We start from the raw sequence: 14,310 nt of genomic DNA, 5'->3' as shown, positions 1-14,310 counted from the left end.
TCAGCCGCGCTGGCGGCGGCGGGCCAGGCCGATGGCGGCCAGGCCGCACAGCAGCAGCGCGTACTGGCTGGGCTCGGGCACGGCCGCGGCCAGGTCCCAGCCGATGGCGTCGAAGGCCATCAGGTCGCTGGCCGTCGCGTCATAGGACTGGCCCGGGCCGACGAAGGGGCGCATCAGCGTGACGACGCTGCTGCCGAAATGGCTGGCCTGCTGGCCGTCGCCGTGTTCGCGGCCGGTCGAGAAGGGCTGGATGGACGTGGCGCCACCGTTCACCGAGAAATAGGGCGAGCCGCCCACCGTCAGGTCCAGCTTGCCGGCGGCCGAGTAGCGGAACAGGTCCAGCGGGTAGTACCACGCGAAACCCTCGAATTCGTTGGCCGCGCCGGACAGGCCGCACTGCGCGGTATGGCCGACGCAATAGTCGATGGCGTCCACGCCGGACTCGAAGCCCAGCGCGTGGCCGATCTCGTGCTCGGCGACGGTGATGAAGTCGATCTTGCCGGCCGGCACCTGGCCGTTCACGCGGGTGAAGGCGAAATCGCCGGCGTAGGCGTTGGCGAAGGTGATGCTGGCGTCGGGGCTGCTGGCATTCGTGCCGGGGTCCAGGCCCAGGGCCTTGTAGTTGGCCGTGTTGATGCCGAACACCGAGTTGTTTGTCGAGCCGTCGTTGTCGAAGCGGATGCTCAGGTCGCCCTGCGTGGCGTAGAAGCTGGCCGCCGAACCCGCCTGCAGGCTGGCTACGGCGCTGGTGTCGGTGGACGATTTGGCATCGCCAATGAGGCGGCTGCGCAGCGTGCTGTAGTTGATCGTCACGGCGGACGAATTGGTCGATCCCAGCACGTTGGTGGGCAGATCGTTGAAGGCGATGTTGACGTAGACGGTGACGTTGTCGGTGAGCTTGCTCGACCAGTAGCTGGCGGCGGTCTGGAAGGCCCCCAGCTGATCGGCGCTCATCGGCGTGGTGCTGACATCCTTCAGAACGATGTTCAGCGCCAGTGCATTCGGCGTCAGGCCGGCAAGACCGAGAGCCAGCGCGAACGCGGCGGGTTGAAAGGACTTGCGGGACAGCATGTGGAGCTCCGGTGGGTGGGCAGTCGAGCCGGGATTCTGTCGGGGCTGGGAGCGCTTTTTGCCCCCGGGGTCGCGGGGGCCGGCTATGAATTAGGGGGCTGGCAGTACCACCCGCGTGTCGAACTTGGCCCGCTTGACGCTGAAGAAGGCCTTGATGTTGCGCACATTGGCGTCCTGGGTCAGCAGGCGCTGGGTCAGTGCGTGATAGGCCGGCATGTCGGCCACCTGCACGACGAGCACGAAGTCCGGCCCTGGCGAGACACGCCAGCACTGCTGCACGGCGGCCTCCTGCACGGCGCGGGCCTCGAAGGCATCCAGATGCTCGGCGCCCTGGCGGTCCAGCGTGATCTCCAGCAAGGCCTGCAGGCCGGCGCCCAGCCTGTCCGGCGACAGGATGGCCACGCGGCGCTCGATGAGGCCGGCGTCCACCAGGCGCTTCACGCGCCGCAGGCAGGTGGCCGGCGACACGGCCACGCGGGCGGCCAGGTCCTGGTTGCTCAGCGAGGCGTCCGTCTGCAGCGCGTCCAGCAGGCGCAGGTCGATGGCGTCAAATTCTTCATTCATGATTGAAATTCGCAAGAAAATTTCAACCAGAATGATCGGGGAAATTTTCAATCATTTGCCGATGAATTTTGCACGCATATGTCGCGATGGCTTGCCTAGGATGCGCCACCCCTCAACGGAGAGCTACCCATGTGCGGCATCGTCGGCGCGGTCAGTCAGCGCAACATCGTTCCCATCCTCGTCGAAGGCCTGAAGCGCCTCGAATACCGCGGCTATGACTCCTGCGGCGTGGCCGTGCACCAGGACGGCGGCCTCAAGCGCGCCCGCAGCACCTCGCGCGTGGCCGAGCTGCAGGCTCAGGCCGACCAGGACGGCATCTCCGCCGGCACCGGCATCGCCCACACCCGCTGGGCCACCCACGGCGCCCCGGCCGTGCACAACGCCCATCCGCATTTCTCGGCCGGCCCCAACGCCGGCGAGGCCAGCGTCGGCCGCATCGCGCTGGTGCACAACGGCATCATCGAGAACCACGACGAACTGCGCGCCGAGCTGAAGGCGCGCGGCTACCAGTTCTCCAGCCAGACCGACACCGAGGTCATCGCCCACCTGATCGACCACCTCTACAGCGGCGACCTGCTGGACGCCGTGCAGCAGGCCCTGCCACGCCTGAAGGGCGCCTACGCGGTGGCCGTGTTCTGCCGCGACGAACCCCACCGCGTCGTCGCCGCCCGCGAGGGTTCGCCGCTGGTGCTGGGCGTGGGCGAGCAGGAGAACTTCGTCGCCTCCGACGCCATGGCCCTGGCCGGCGTGACCGACCAGATCGTCTACCTGGAAGAGGGCGACGTGGTGGACCTGCAGCTCGGCCGCTACTGGCTCAGCCGCCTGGATACGACGACCGGCCGCTACGTGGCCGTGCAGCGCGAGGTCAAGACCGTGCACGCCCACAGCGGCGCGGCCGAGCTGGGCCCCTACCGCCACTACATGCAGAAGGAAATCTTCGAGCAGCCCGTGGCCATCGCTAACACGCTGGACGCCGTGACCGGCATCAGCCCCGAACTCTTCGGCGACGGCGCCTACCGCGTCTTCAAGGAAGTGGACAAGGTCCTCATCCTGGCCTGCGGCACCAGCTACTACTCGGGCTCCACGGCCAAGTACTGGCTGGAGAGCATCGCCAAGATCCCGACCAGCGTCGAGATCGCCAGCGAGTACCGCTACCGCGACAGCGTGCCCGACCCGAAGACGCTGGTCGTCACCATCAGCCAGAGCGGCGAGACGGCCGACACCATCGCCGCGCTCAAGCATGCCCGGTCCTTGGGCATGAAGCACACGCTGACCATCTGCAACGTGTCCACCAGCGCCATGGTGCGCGAGTGCGAGCTGGCCTACATCACGCGGGCCGGCGCCGAGATCGGCGTGGCCTCCACCAAGGCCTTCACGACCCAGCTCGTCGGCCTCTTCCTGCTGACGCTGGCCCTGGCCCAGACGCGCGGCCATCTGACAGAAGAAGCCGAGGCCCGCCACCTGAAGGACCTGCGCCACCTGCCCGTGGCCGTGCAGGCCGTGCTGGCGCTGGAGCCGCAGGTCATCGCCTGGAGCGAGGAATTCGCCCGCAAGGAAAACGCGCTCTTCCTCGGCCGCGGCCTGCACTATCCGATCGCGCTGGAAGGCGCGCTCAAGCTCAAGGAAATCAGCTACATCCACGCCGAGGCCTACCCAGCCGGTGAGCTGAAGCACGGGCCGCTGGCGTTGGTGACGGCCGAGATGCCCGTCGTGACGGTGGCGCCCAACGATGCGCTGCTGGAAAAGCTCAAGAGCAACATGCAGGAAGTGCGCGCCCGCGGAGGCCAGCTCTATGTGTTTGCCGACGGCGACACCGCCATCGAGAGCGAGGCCGGCCTGCACGTCATCCGCATGCCCGAGCACTACGGCGCGCTGAGCCCCATCCTGCACGTCGTGCCGCTGCAGCTGCTGGCGTATCACACGGCCTGCGCGCGGGGCACGGACGTCGACAAGCCCCGCAACCTGGCCAAGAGCGTCACCGTGGAGTGAGCGTGGCCTGAGGAAATGGTTGCGCTATCATTTTGTGATTCGCCACTGACGAGATCGCAAGCCGATGAGCGCAATCCTGTTCGTCCGCCGCCGGGCTACGGCCTGGCTGGTGCTGGCAGCCCTGGTGGGCTGCAGCTCGGCGCCGCAACGCCCCTCCGCTGACTGGACAGCCGGCTGGGGCAGCGCCATGCTGGCCCAGCCGGCACCCCAGGCGGGAGCGACACCGGCCTCGCCGGTCTGGCGCCAGCCCATGCGCGACGTCAGCCTGCGCCAGATCGTGCGCGTGGATGCCGCCGGCACGGCCCTGCGGGTGCGTATCAGCAATCTCTTCGGCGACGAGCCGCTGACGCTGGGCGCGGTCAGCGTGGCGCTGGTGGACGGCATGGCCGTGAACGCGGCCAGCCTGCGTCCGCTGAGCTTTGCCGGTCGTCGCGACGTCACGGTGCCGGCACATGCCGAGCTCTGGAGCGACGCACTGGAGTTCGTCGTGGCGCGCCAGGCCGACCTCGCCGTGCAGATGCATGTGCTGGCCGGGCCCGGCCAGGCCAGCGTGCATCCGGGTTCGCGCATGCGCAGTTGGGCGGTGCAGGGCAACCGCGTGGGCCAGGCCGACTGGCCCGAGGCCGTGGCGCAGGAGGGCTGGTGGCATCTCGCCGCCATCGACGTGCGCGCCGCCAAGCCGGCGCCGGTGCTCGTCGCCACGGGCGACTCCATCACCGACGGCTACGGCGTGCCCTCTGGCAGCTACCAGCGCTGGACGGATGTGTTGTCGCGTCGCCTGCAGGCAGCGCAGCGCGACGTGGCGGTCATCAACACCGGTATCGGCGGCGGGCGGCTGATGCGCGACGGCCTGGGCCCCCACCTCGTCTCCCGCTTCGAGCGTGACGTACTCGGCCGCAGCGGCGCCACGCATGCCGTCGTGCTGATCGGCGTCAACGACTTCGGCATCAGCCATCGCGGCAAGCCGACGACGTCAGAGTCCCGTGCCGCTTTGCTGGTCGAGCTGAAGGCGGGCTTCGCGGACCTCGCCTCGCGCGCCCGTGCGCGCGGCGTCTGCCTCATCGTCTCGACCGTCATGCCCTACTCGGGCAGCGGCTACTACGCACCTCAGCCTGAGAACGAGACCGACCGCCAGGCGCTGAACGCCTGGCTGCGCGAGCCGGGCCGCTTCGATGCGCTGGTGGATTTCGACGCGCTGATGCGCGACCCGGCGCGGCCGGCCTACCTGCGCGCCGACGTCGACAACGACGGCCTGCATCCGTCGCTGGCCGGCTACCGCGTGATGGCCGAGGCCTTTCCGGTCGAAATGCTCGACAGGCGTTGCCCGAAAGTCAGCGCCCCTTGAGCTGCCGCCAGGCTGCGAAGTCTGCGGCCACGTCGGCGTCGGTGGGCGGATACAGGCCCAGCACGCTGCGGCCGGCCAGCACCTTCTCCTGCACATAGTCCTCGAAGACGGTCATCTCGACGGCTTCGCTGGCGATCTCATCCGCCAGATGGGCCGGGATGACGATGACGCCCTCGGCATCGCCCACGACGACGTCGCCCGGGAACACCGGCGCATCACCGCAGCCGATGGGCTCGTTGATGGCGATGGCCTGGTGCAGGGTCAGGTTGGTGGGGGCGCTCGGGCGTGAGTGGTAGGCCGGCATCGTGTAGTTGGCGATGTCCGGGCTGTCGCGGAAGCCGCCGTCGGTGACGACGCCGGCACAGCCGCGCACCATCAGCCGCGCGACGAGGATGCCGCCGGCCGACGCCGCGCGGGCGTCCTTGCGGCTGTCGATGACGAGCACGGCGCCCTCGGGGCATTGCTCCACGGCGACCCGCTGCGGATGGGTACGGTCCTTGAACACGGTGATGTCATTCAGGTCTTCGCGCGCCGGCATGTAGCGCAGCGTGTAGGCAGGCCCCACCATGTTGGGCAGGCCAGCGTTGAGCGGCCGCACATCCTGGATGAACTGGTGCTTCAGGCCGCGCTTGAACAGGGAGGTGCACAGCGTGGCGGTGCTGACGCCCATGAGCTTCTTGCGGGTTTCTGGGTTCATGGCGTGCTTCAGTAGATGACGGGCTCGGGCACCGGCGCGCCGAACTGGGTTTCGAGGAAGTCGAAGTCGCAGCCCTCGTGGGCCTGCAGGATGTGGCGGCCGAACAGCCAGCCGTAGCCGCGCTCGTAGCGCGGCGGCGGCGGCGTCCAGGCGGCGCGGCGGGCGGCGAGTTCCTCGTCGCTGACTTCGAGGTGGATGCTGCGGGCCGGCACATCGACGGTGATGCGGTCGCCCGTCTTCACCAAGGCCAGCGGGCCGCCGATGAAGGCCTCCGGGCTGCAGTGGAGCAGGCAGCCACCGTAGCTGGTGCCGCTCATGCGGGCGTCGGACAGGCGCAGCATGTCGGTCACGCCAAGCTTCAGCAGCTTGGTCGGGATGGGCAGCATGCCCCACTCCGGCATGCCGGCGCCCTTGGGGCCGGCGTTGCGCAGCACGAGGATGTCGTCGCCCGTCACGTCCAGGTCGGGGTCTTCCACCGCGGCCTTCAAGCTGGGGTAGTCGTCGAACACCAGCGCGCGGCCGGTGTGCAGCAGCAGATGCGGCGCGACGGCGCTGGGCTTGATGACGACGCCGTCGGGCGCGAGGTTGCCGCGCAGCACGGCCAGCGCGCCTTCGGCGTAAATGGGGTTGTCCAGCGGACGGATGACGTCGTCGTTGAAGACCTCGACGCCGTCGATGTTCTCGGCCACGGTGCGGCCGTTGACGGTGAGGGCCGACAGGTCCAGCTTGTCCCGCATCACGTTCATCATGGCCGGCAGGCCGCCGGCGTAGAAGAAGTCTTCCATCAGGTAGCGGTCGCCGCTGGGCCGGATGTTGGCGATGACGCCGACGTGGCGGCTCGCCGCATCGAAGTCGTCCAGCGTGACGGCCAGCCCCGCGCGGCGGCTGATGGCGACGAGGTGGATGATGGCGTTGGTGCTGCAACCCATGGCCATGGCCACGGCAATCGCGTTGGCGAAGCTGCCCTTGCTGAGCAACCTCGCGGGCGTCAGGTCGTCCCACACCATCTGCACGATGCGCCGGCCGCATTCGGCCGACATGCGCACATGGTTGGCGTCTGGCGCGGGGATGCTGCTCGCACCGGGCAGCGTGAGGCCCAGCGCCTCGGCAATGCCCATCATCGTGGCCGCGGTGCCCATGGTCATGCAGGTGCCATGGCTGCGGGCGATGCCGGCTTCCATCTCGGCCCAGGCTTGGTCGCTCAAGCGCCCGGCGCGGCGCTCGTCCCAGTACTTGAAGGCGTCGCTACCCGAACCCAGCACCTGGCCGCGCCAGTTGCCGCGCAGCATGGGGCCGGCGGGCAGGTAGATGCAGGGCAGGCCCATGCTGAGCGCGCCCATCAGCAGGCCCGGCGTGGTCTTGTCGCAGCCGCCCATCAGCACGGCGCCGTCCACCGGGTGGCTGCGCAGCAGCTCCTCCGTCTCCATCGCGAGGAAGTTGCGGTAGAGCATGGAGGTCGGCTTCACCATGCTTTCGCTGAGCGAGATGGCCGGCAGCTCCAGCGGCCAGCCGCCCGCCTGCAGGATGCCCCGCTTGACGTCCTCCACCCGCTGCTTGAAGTGGGTGTGGCACTGGTTGGCATCGCTCCAGGTGTTGACGATGGCGATGACGGGCTTGCCGATGAAGTCCTCGGCCGCGTAGCCCATCTGCAGCACGCGGCTGCGGTGGCCGAAGGAACGGAAGTCGTCCTTGGCGAACCAGCGCGCGCTGCGCAGATCCTCGACCTTCTTCGTCATGCTTGCCCTCGCTGCTGGATCAGCCAACCCGGCGCATCCTGCAGCGCGACTGGTCGCAGGAAGCGCTCCATGGCTGCGTAGCCGACGCTGGTGCTGGCCGCGTGCGTCGACGACGGCCACGGCCCGCCGTGCTGCTGCGCGGCCGTCACCGCCACGCCGGTGGGCACGCCGCTGAACAGCACGCGGCCGGCGAGCTGCTGCGCGGCGGCGACGAGGCGGCGGTTGTCTGGCGTGTCCTCGTCGGCGCCCCACAGCGTCACGGTCAGGCTGCCCTGCACCGCGGCGAGCACGGCCAGGGTCTCATCCAGGTCCTTCACGGTTACGACTAGGCAGCTGGGGCCGAAGACCTCTTCGCGCAGGGCCTCGTCGACGATGAAGCTGGCCGCATCGGTGGCGAACAGATGCGCGCCCGGCACGCCCCCGCCGGCGGGCGCGCCCACCAGCGTCTTCACGGCCGCATGTCCGTGCAGGCGGGCCACGCCGGCGTTGAAGCCGGCGCGGATGCCCGCATGCAGCATGGCGTGCGGCGTCGCTGCGGCCAGGCCCTCGGCGAGCTGGCGCACGAAGGCCAGGCCCAGCGCGTCGTCGCGCACGATGAGCACGCCCGGGCTGGTGCAGAACTGGCCGCAACCCAGCGTGATGCTGCCGGCCAGCGCCGTGGCCAGGGCCGGGCCGTGGGCCTGCAGCGCAGCAGGCAGGGCGACGACGGGATTGATGGAGCCCAGCTCGCCGTAGAAAGGGATGGGCCGAGGCCGCGCGTTCGCCTCGCGCCACAGCGCCTGGCCGCCGCGCAGGCTGCCGGTGAAGGCGACGGCCTCGATGGCGGGGTCGCGCACCAGGGCCAGGCCCACTTCGACGCCCGCGCCCTCCACGAACTGCAGCACGCCCTCGGGCAGCGCCAGCTCCTTCAGGCAGCCGGCGGCCAGCTCGAACACTGCGCGCGACAGCTGCGGGTGGCCAGGGTGGGCCTTCACGACGACCGGGCAGCCGGCGGCCAGGGCCGAGGCCGTGTCGCCGCCCAGCACGCTGAAGGCGAAGGGGAAGTTGCTGGCCGCGAACATCGCCACCGGCCCCAGCGGCACGGCGATGCGCGTCAGCCGCGGGCGGCCCAGCGGTGGCGCGCCGGGGATGGCGGCGTCGTCCAGCAGCGGCTGGGCCGCGCCGTTCTCGACCTGCGTCGCAAAGCCGCGCAGCTGGAAGACGGTGCGGTCCAACTCGCCGTTGAGCCGCGTGGCGCCGAGGTGGGTCTCGCGGTCGGCCAGGGGTACCAGGGTCTCGCGCGCGCCGAGCAGTGCATCGGCCAGCGCGCGCAGCAGGGCCACGCGTCGTGGCGTCGGCAGCTGGGCATAGGCCGGCGCCGCGGCGGCGGCCGAGCAGGCGGCTCTGACCTGGGCCGCCGTGCTGTCGGTGAGCATCGTGAGCGTCATCGTCGGTCGCGGGTTCATGGCAATGGGAGCGCTATCATAAATGCATGACGGACTTGGCTGCTCAGCGTTTTCACCAGAAACCCCTGCCAGGCGCAGGGCCGCGGCGGTGGGGCCGCCGCCCTGCGGCCTGTGTCGCGTTGCTTGCCTTGCTCTGCGTGCCGGCCATGGCCCAACGCCTCGTGCCGGACCACCTGCACGAGCAGCTCGCACCGCGCGACCGCATCGCGCTGGACACGGGCTGGCGCTTTCGGCGTGGCGACCCCGATGCCGCCACCGCGGCCCTGGGCTATGACCGGCGCCCCGCCGTCGCGCAGTCGGCCGACGGCCGAGCGGCCGATGCACAGCCCGAGGCCGCGTTGCCTGCTGCGGGCCGCGTCGACGGCGTGCTCAAGCCCTGGATCCTGCCCAGCGCCAACGCATTCATCGCCGACCCGGCACGCCGCCATGCCCGCCCGGCTGGCGACCCCGGCGGCGAGCTGCCGCTCATGCAGGCCGGTTACGACGACAGCGGCTGGCGCGCGGTGACCCTGCCGCACGACTGGGCCATCGAAGGGCCCTTCCTTGAGGCCGGGCCCTACGGCGGCATGGGCCGGCTGCAGAGCTGGGGGCCGGTCTGGTATCGGCGCCAGCTGGACATCCCGGCGGGCGACCGCGGCCGCGCCGTCTTTCTCGACGTGGACGGCGCGATGGCCTACGCCAGCGTCTGGCTCAACGGCCATCTCGTCGGCGGCTGGCCCTATGGCTACAACTCCTGGCGGCTGAACCTGACGCCCCACCTCGTGCCCGGCGGCATGAACCAGCTCGCCATCCGGCTGGACAACCCGCCGGAGTCGGCGCGCTGGTATCCGGGTGCGGGCCTGTACCGGCGCGTGTGGCTGACCAAGACGGACGCGGTGCATGTGGGCCACTGGGGCAGCGTCGTGCGCACGCCCGAGGTGTCGGCCGAGCGGGCGACCGTGAACCTCGAACTGAGCATCGCCAACGACGGCGGCAAGCCGGTGCGCGTGGATGTCGTGACCGAGTTCTTCGCCCTCGCCGCCGATGGCCGCCCCGAGGGCAGCGCCGTGGCCCGCATCGCGCGCCAAGGCCTGGCCGTGCCGGCCGGCGATGGGGCCTTGAGCCGGGGGAGCGCCGTCATCCTCAAGCCCCGGCTATGGGGGCCGAAGCCGCAGCAGCCCCACCGCTACCTCGCCCGCACGACGCTGTCGCGCGAGGGGCGCGTCGTCGACCGCGACGAGACCCGCTTCGGTATCCGCAGCCTGCGCTGGGATGCCGACACCGGCCTGCATGTCAACGGCCGGCCGGTGCGGCTGCAGGGCGTCAACCAGCACCACGACCTCGGCGCGCTGGGCGCGGCCTTCAACTACCGTGCCGCCGAGCGTCAGCTGGAGATCCTGCAGGCCATGGGTGCCAACGCCATCCGCCTGGCTCACAACCCGCCCGCGCCGGAGCTGCTGGAGCTGACGGACCGCCTGGGCCTGCTCGTCATCGACGAAATCTTCGACGCCTGGGAACGCAAGAAGACGCCGCTGGACTTCCATCTCATCTTCCCGGACTGGCACGAGGCTGACCTGCGCGCCATGCTCAGGCGCGATCGCAACCATCCGTCCATCGTCATGTGGAGCGTGGGCAACGAGGTGGGCGAGCAGTACACCGGCGAAGCGGGCGCGGCGGTCGCGCGGCGGCTGCATGCCATCGCCCGCGAGGAGGACCCGACGCGGCCGACGACGACGGCGATGAACTTCGCCAAGCCCGACATGCCGCTGCCGGCCGAGGTCGATGCCATCGGCCTGAACTACCAGGGCGAGGGCATTCGCCAGGACGCCGAGTTCGAAGGCACGGACCGCATCCGCACGCCGCCACAGTACCCGGCCTTCCATGTGCGCTTCCCCGGCAAGACGATCTTCAGCAGCGAGACGGCCTCGGCCTTCAGCAGCCGCGGCGTCTACCTCTTCCCGGTCACGCCGGCCAACAGCTCGATCACGCGTGACGGCCGCGGCGGGGACTCGACGGCACGCCAGGTCAGCGGCTACGAGCTGTACGCGGTGGACTTCGGCGCCTCGGCCGACAAGGTCTTCGCGGCGCTGGACCGCCACCCCTTCGTCGCCGGCGAGTTCGTCTGGACCGGCTTCGACTACCTCGGCGAGCCCACGCCCTACTACGAGGCGCGCTCGTCGTACTCGGGCATCGTGGACCTGGCCGGCTTTCCCAAGGACCGCTACTGGCTCTACCAGTCGCGCTGGCGGCCGGACTTGCCGATGGCGCACATCTTCCCGCACTGGACCTGGCCCGAGCGCGCCGGCCAGGTCACACCGGTGCATGTGTTCACCAGCGGCGACGAAGGCGAGCTCTTCGTCAACGGCCGCTCGCAGGGGCGCCGCAGGAAGGCAGCGTTCGAGTACCGGCTGCGCTGGGACGAGGCGGTGTACGAGCCGGGGGAGATCAAGGTGGTGACCCTGCGTGCCGGCCAGCCCTGGGCGACCGAGGCGGTGCACACGGCGGGCGAGGCGGTGGCACTGGTGCTCGCGGCCGATCGCCCGGTGATCCGCGCCGGCGGCAGCGACCTGGCCTTCGTCACCGTGCGGGTCGTGGATGCCGAGGGCCGCACCGTGCCGCGTGCGTCGCAGGCGCTTCGGTTCAGCCTCGAAGGCGCGGGCGAGATCGTCGCCACCGACAACGGCGATGCGACCAGCTTCGAGCCCTTCACGGCGCCCGTCCGTCGGGCCTTCAGCGGCCAGGCCCTGGTGATCGTGCGCGGGCGCGGCGGCGACATGACGCTGCGCGCCGAAGCCGACGGCCTGAAGGCGGCCGCACTTCTGCTCAGCGCGCGCTGAACTCCAACCGCATCCAGCGCCGCCGCGGCTGGCCCGGCCGCACGATGCAACCCTGCCCGCGCCAGACGGGGTGGTTGGGCGCGTCGGGGAAGAACTGCGGCTCCAGTGCAATGCCGGCGTGGCGCTGGAAGGGCAGGCCATCCCGACCGCGCGACTGGTGCACGAAGTTGCCGCTGCAGACCTGCAGGCCGGGGTAGTCGGTGAAGAGGCGCATCGCCAGGCTCGCGTCGGTCGACGTCAGTTCGGCCGCAGCCTGCGTGCCACGCGCCGCGGCGGGGTCGAGCACGAAGCAATGGTCGTAGCCGCTGCCCAGCCGCTGCTGCTCGCCCCGGCCCAGGCCGTCGCCGATGCGCCGCGCTTCGCGCAGGTCGAACGGCGTGCCGTCCACGGGCCAGACCTCACCGGTGGGAATCATGTCGGGCCGCACCGGCAGCATGTGGCTGGCGGTAGCGCGCAGGCGGTGGCCGAGCACCGGCGCCGTGCCGCCGTCGAGGTTGAAGTAGGGGTGGCTGGTGAGGCTGACGGGGCAGGGCGCCGTCGTGCGGGCGCTGAATTGCAGTGAGACGGCGGCGGCGGCCGGGTCGACGCGGTACTCGACCTCCACGTCTGCGTCGCCGGGGTAGCCCTGGTCGCCGTGCGGCGAGTGCAGGGCCAGGCGCAGGTGCAGCGGGCCGCGGTCGATGACGGTCCACTCACGGCGGTCGAAACCGTCGGGACCGCCGTGCAACTGATTGACGCCCTCGTTGGCCACGAGGCGGTGTACCTGCCCGTCCAGCGTGAAGGCCGCGCCGCCGATGCGGTTGGCGTAGCGGCCCACCACTGCGCCGAAGAAGCCGGGTTCTCGGGCATGGTCGGCTGGCGTCGCGTGGCCCAGGATGGCTTCGCGGCGGCTGCCGTCGTGCAGGGGCACGAGGCAGGACAGCCAGCGTGCGCCGTAGTTGCTGACCTGGATTCGCAGGCCGTCGGCCCGGCCCAGCGTGTAGACCTCGAAGCTCATCGCGGCAGGTAGTCGAAGCTCGTGAAGTCGGCCGTGCGCGCGCCGCCGCTAGTGTCGAAGGCCAGCATGCCGAAAAAGGCGCCGGTGAAGCTGCCATGCTCGCCGCGGCCGCCCTCGTCGGAGATGACGCTGGCGTCCAGCACCGGACCGACCTTCTGCCAGCCCAGGCCCCAGTCGGCGAGGAACTGCAGGGCGGCGCCATCGATGTCGGCGGCCAAGCGCACGGGGCCGATGTCGGGCAGCTTCACGGGCTGCACGAGGGGGAATTCCAGCCGGTTGTCGGGCCAGTCGCCAGGGCAGGAGAGGAGGGTGAGCACGCGGCCGACGCCGTCCTGCCAGGTGACGAGCAGGGCGTGGAACTTGTGGCGGTTGTAGTAGTGGGTCAGGCCGGCGGCCTGCTGATAGCTGTTCGGTGAAAAGCTGGCCAGCACCGTTTCTGCGCGCAGGCTGGCGTCTTCCTGGCGGCGCGCCACGAGGCTCTGCTCGAACCAGCTGCCCACCGACTCGCGGCCGGTCAGTCGCAGCGCGTTGCCAGTCAGTGTGAACAGTCGCTCGGGCTCGGGCGTGCGCAGCCACTGGAACTCGGGCGGCAGGGCCGGGCAGTCGACGAAGCTGCGACGCAGTGCCTCGCGCGGTCGGGGGTCGACGTCGGCGAACGGCCCCGGCACGTCCACCGCCGGCACCATGCCGCCGTGTTCGAGGTAAAGCCAGTCGTCCTCGCCCCAGACACACTTCTGGATGGCCGTCTCGCGGCCACGCGGCGAGCGGCTGGTGCCCGGCAGCGGGCGGCCGCAGAGGTGGGCGAGGTAGGTGCTGCCGTCGTCAAGTTCCACCACCTGGCCATGGCCGGCGCGCTGCAGCGGCGCCTCGGGCGCGTCGCGGCTGCTGACGACGTGCTGCTGAGGATGCGTCTCGTAGGGCCCATGCAGCTGGCGCGATCGCGCCATCGTCACCGCATGGCCGTAGCCTGTGCCGCCCTCGGCCGTGATGAGGTAGTACCAGCCCTTGCGCTTGAAGAGGTGGGGGCCTTCGACCAGCCCGCGGTCGGTGCCCTTGTAGATGTTGGTGACGGGGCCGACGAGCCGGCCGGCTTCGGCGTCCCATTCCTGCAGCAGGATGCCGTCGAAGGCGGGCGCCTTTGGCTGGCCGCCGATGGAGCCGGTGCGGTGGTTCCACAGCATGTTGAGGAACCACTTGCGGCCGTCGTCGTCGTGGAAGAGGGACGGGTCGAAACCCGAGGAGTTCACATAGACCGGGTCGCTCCAGGGGCCCTCGATGCTCGGCGCCGTGACGATGTAGTTGTGCGCATCCTTGAAATTGCCCTCGAAGCGCTTGACGTCGGTGTAGACCAGCCAGAACTTGCCGTCGGCGTGAGAGAGACAGGGCGCCCAGACGCCGCAGGAATCGGGGTTGCCGCGCAGGTCGAGCTGGCTTTTGCGATTCAGCGGGCGGGTCACCAGCGTCCAGTTGACGAGGTCGCGCGAGTGGTGGATCTGCACGCCCGGGTACCACTCGAAGGTGGAGGTGGCGATATAGAAGTCCTCACCGACACGGCAGAAGGACGGGTCCGGGTTGAAGCCGGGCAGCACGGGGTTGCGGATCATGGGCGCGGCGCCTCAGGAGCGGGTGAACCCCTGCAGACAGGCAAAA

The 14,310-nt window shown here is 70.3% G+C and carries 10 protein-coding genes; 3 read left to right on the top strand and 7 right to left on the bottom strand.

Annotation, left to right across the window (positions count from 1 at the left end):
- Both AC07VX_RS02790 and AC07VX_RS02785 read right to left on the bottom strand, forming a co-directional pair.
- Entirely contained in the window at nt 1–1,071 is a 1,071-nt protein-coding gene (locus AC07VX_RS02790) for an NF038122 family metalloprotease (RefSeq protein WP_493163245.1), read from the bottom strand.
- A 90-nt stretch (nt 1,072–1,161) separates the two neighbouring features.
- Nucleotides 1,162–1,635 carry an Lrp/AsnC family transcriptional regulator gene (locus AC07VX_RS02785; RefSeq protein ID WP_493163246.1) on the bottom strand — a complete coding sequence of 158 codons (474 nt, stop codon included), beginning with the start codon at nt 1,633–1,635 and terminating at the stop codon, nt 1,162–1,164.
- Between the two features lie 129 nt (nt 1,636–1,764).
- On the opposite strand from AC07VX_RS02785, the gene glmS reads away from it, so the two are divergent.
- Nucleotides 1,765–3,624 (top strand): glutamine--fructose-6-phosphate transaminase (isomerizing), encoded by a 1,860-nt coding sequence (gene glmS / locus AC07VX_RS02780; RefSeq protein ID WP_493163247.1) that lies wholly within the window; start codon nt 1,765–1,767, stop codon nt 3,622–3,624.
- Between the two features lie 64 nt (nt 3,625–3,688).
- Complete coding sequence (locus AC07VX_RS02775; protein WP_493163248.1) at nt 3,689–4,969, top strand: GDSL-type esterase/lipase family protein; 1,281 nt, start codon at nt 3,689–3,691, stop codon at nt 4,967–4,969.
- Here AC07VX_RS02775 and AC07VX_RS02770 read toward each other — a convergent pair.
- Genes AC07VX_RS02770 through AC07VX_RS02760 form a run of 3 tightly spaced genes read right to left on the bottom strand, consistent with a single transcriptional unit; the run spans nt 4,956 to nt 8,847 of the window.
- The gene (locus tag AC07VX_RS02770) at nt 4,956–5,666 is read right to left on the bottom strand and encodes a ribonuclease activity regulator RraA (protein ID WP_493163249.1); all 711 of its coding nucleotides are present in this window, start codon (nt 5,664–5,666) and stop codon (nt 4,956–4,958) included. The genes AC07VX_RS02775 and AC07VX_RS02770 overlap by 14 nt on opposite strands.
- A gap of 8 nt (nt 5,667–5,674) precedes the next feature.
- Nucleotides 5,675–7,402 (bottom strand): L-arabinonate dehydratase, encoded by a 1,728-nt coding sequence (araD, locus tag AC07VX_RS02765; protein WP_493163250.1) that lies wholly within the window; start codon nt 7,400–7,402, stop codon nt 5,675–5,677.
- Complete coding sequence (locus tag AC07VX_RS02760; protein ID WP_493163251.1) at nt 7,399–8,847, bottom strand: aldehyde dehydrogenase (NADP(+)); 1,449 nt, start codon at nt 8,845–8,847, stop codon at nt 7,399–7,401. Before AC07VX_RS02760 ends, araD begins: the two co-directional genes overlap by 4 nt.
- 146 nt (nt 8,848–8,993) lie before the next feature.
- On the opposite strand from AC07VX_RS02760, the gene galB reads away from it, so the two are divergent.
- Nucleotides 8,994–11,663, top strand: coding sequence for a beta-galactosidase GalB (galB, locus tag AC07VX_RS02755; RefSeq protein ID WP_493163252.1), 2,670 nt, complete (start codon nt 8,994–8,996; stop codon nt 11,661–11,663).
- On the opposite strand, the gene AC07VX_RS02750 is transcribed toward galB, so the two are convergent.
- On the bottom strand, nt 11,650–12,660 hold the full coding sequence (locus tag AC07VX_RS02750; RefSeq protein WP_493163253.1) for an aldose epimerase family protein: 1,011 nt from the start codon (nt 12,658–12,660) through the stop codon (nt 11,650–11,652). The two genes, galB and AC07VX_RS02750, sit on opposite strands and share 14 nt — an antisense overlap.
- Nucleotides 12,657–14,264 (bottom strand): glycoside hydrolase family 43 protein, encoded by a 1,608-nt coding sequence (locus AC07VX_RS02745; RefSeq protein ID WP_493163254.1) that lies wholly within the window; start codon nt 14,262–14,264, stop codon nt 12,657–12,659. Before AC07VX_RS02745 ends, AC07VX_RS02750 begins: the two co-directional genes overlap by 4 nt.
- Nucleotides 14,265–14,310 lie beyond the last annotated feature (46 nt).

The organism is Roseateles sp. GW821-FHT03B02, assembly GCF_059421025.1.
The sequence above is the reverse complement of the archived record's forward strand: the minus strand, read 5'-3'. Positions and strand labels throughout refer to the sequence as shown.

Coding starts and splice junctions, on each gene's coding strand:
- AC07VX_RS02790 (WP_493163245.1), bottom strand. CDS start 1,071: ATGCTGTCCCGCAAGTCCTTTCAACCCGCCGCGTTCGCGCTGGCTCTC.
- AC07VX_RS02785 (WP_493163246.1), bottom strand. CDS start 1,635: ATGAATGAAGAATTTGACGCCATCGACCTGCGCCTGCTGGACGCGCTG.
- glmS (WP_493163247.1), top strand. CDS start 1,765: ATGTGCGGCATCGTCGGCGCGGTCAGTCAGCGCAACATCGTTCCCATC.
- AC07VX_RS02775 (WP_493163248.1), top strand. CDS start 3,689: ATGAGCGCAATCCTGTTCGTCCGCCGCCGGGCTACGGCCTGGCTGGTG.
- AC07VX_RS02770 (WP_493163249.1), bottom strand. CDS start 5,666: ATGAACCCAGAAACCCGCAAGAAGCTCATGGGCGTCAGCACCGCCACG.
- araD (WP_493163250.1), bottom strand. CDS start 7,402: ATGACGAAGAAGGTCGAGGATCTGCGCAGCGCGCGCTGGTTCGCCAAG.
- AC07VX_RS02760 (WP_493163251.1), bottom strand. CDS start 8,847: ATGAACCCGCGACCGACGATGACGCTCACGATGCTCACCGACAGCACG.
- galB (WP_493163252.1), top strand. CDS start 8,994: ATGGCCCAACGCCTCGTGCCGGACCACCTGCACGAGCAGCTCGCACCG.
- AC07VX_RS02750 (WP_493163253.1), bottom strand. CDS start 12,660: ATGAGCTTCGAGGTCTACACGCTGGGCCGGGCCGACGGCCTGCGAATC.
- AC07VX_RS02745 (WP_493163254.1), bottom strand. CDS start 14,264: ATGATCCGCAACCCCGTGCTGCCCGGCTTCAACCCGGACCCGTCCTTC.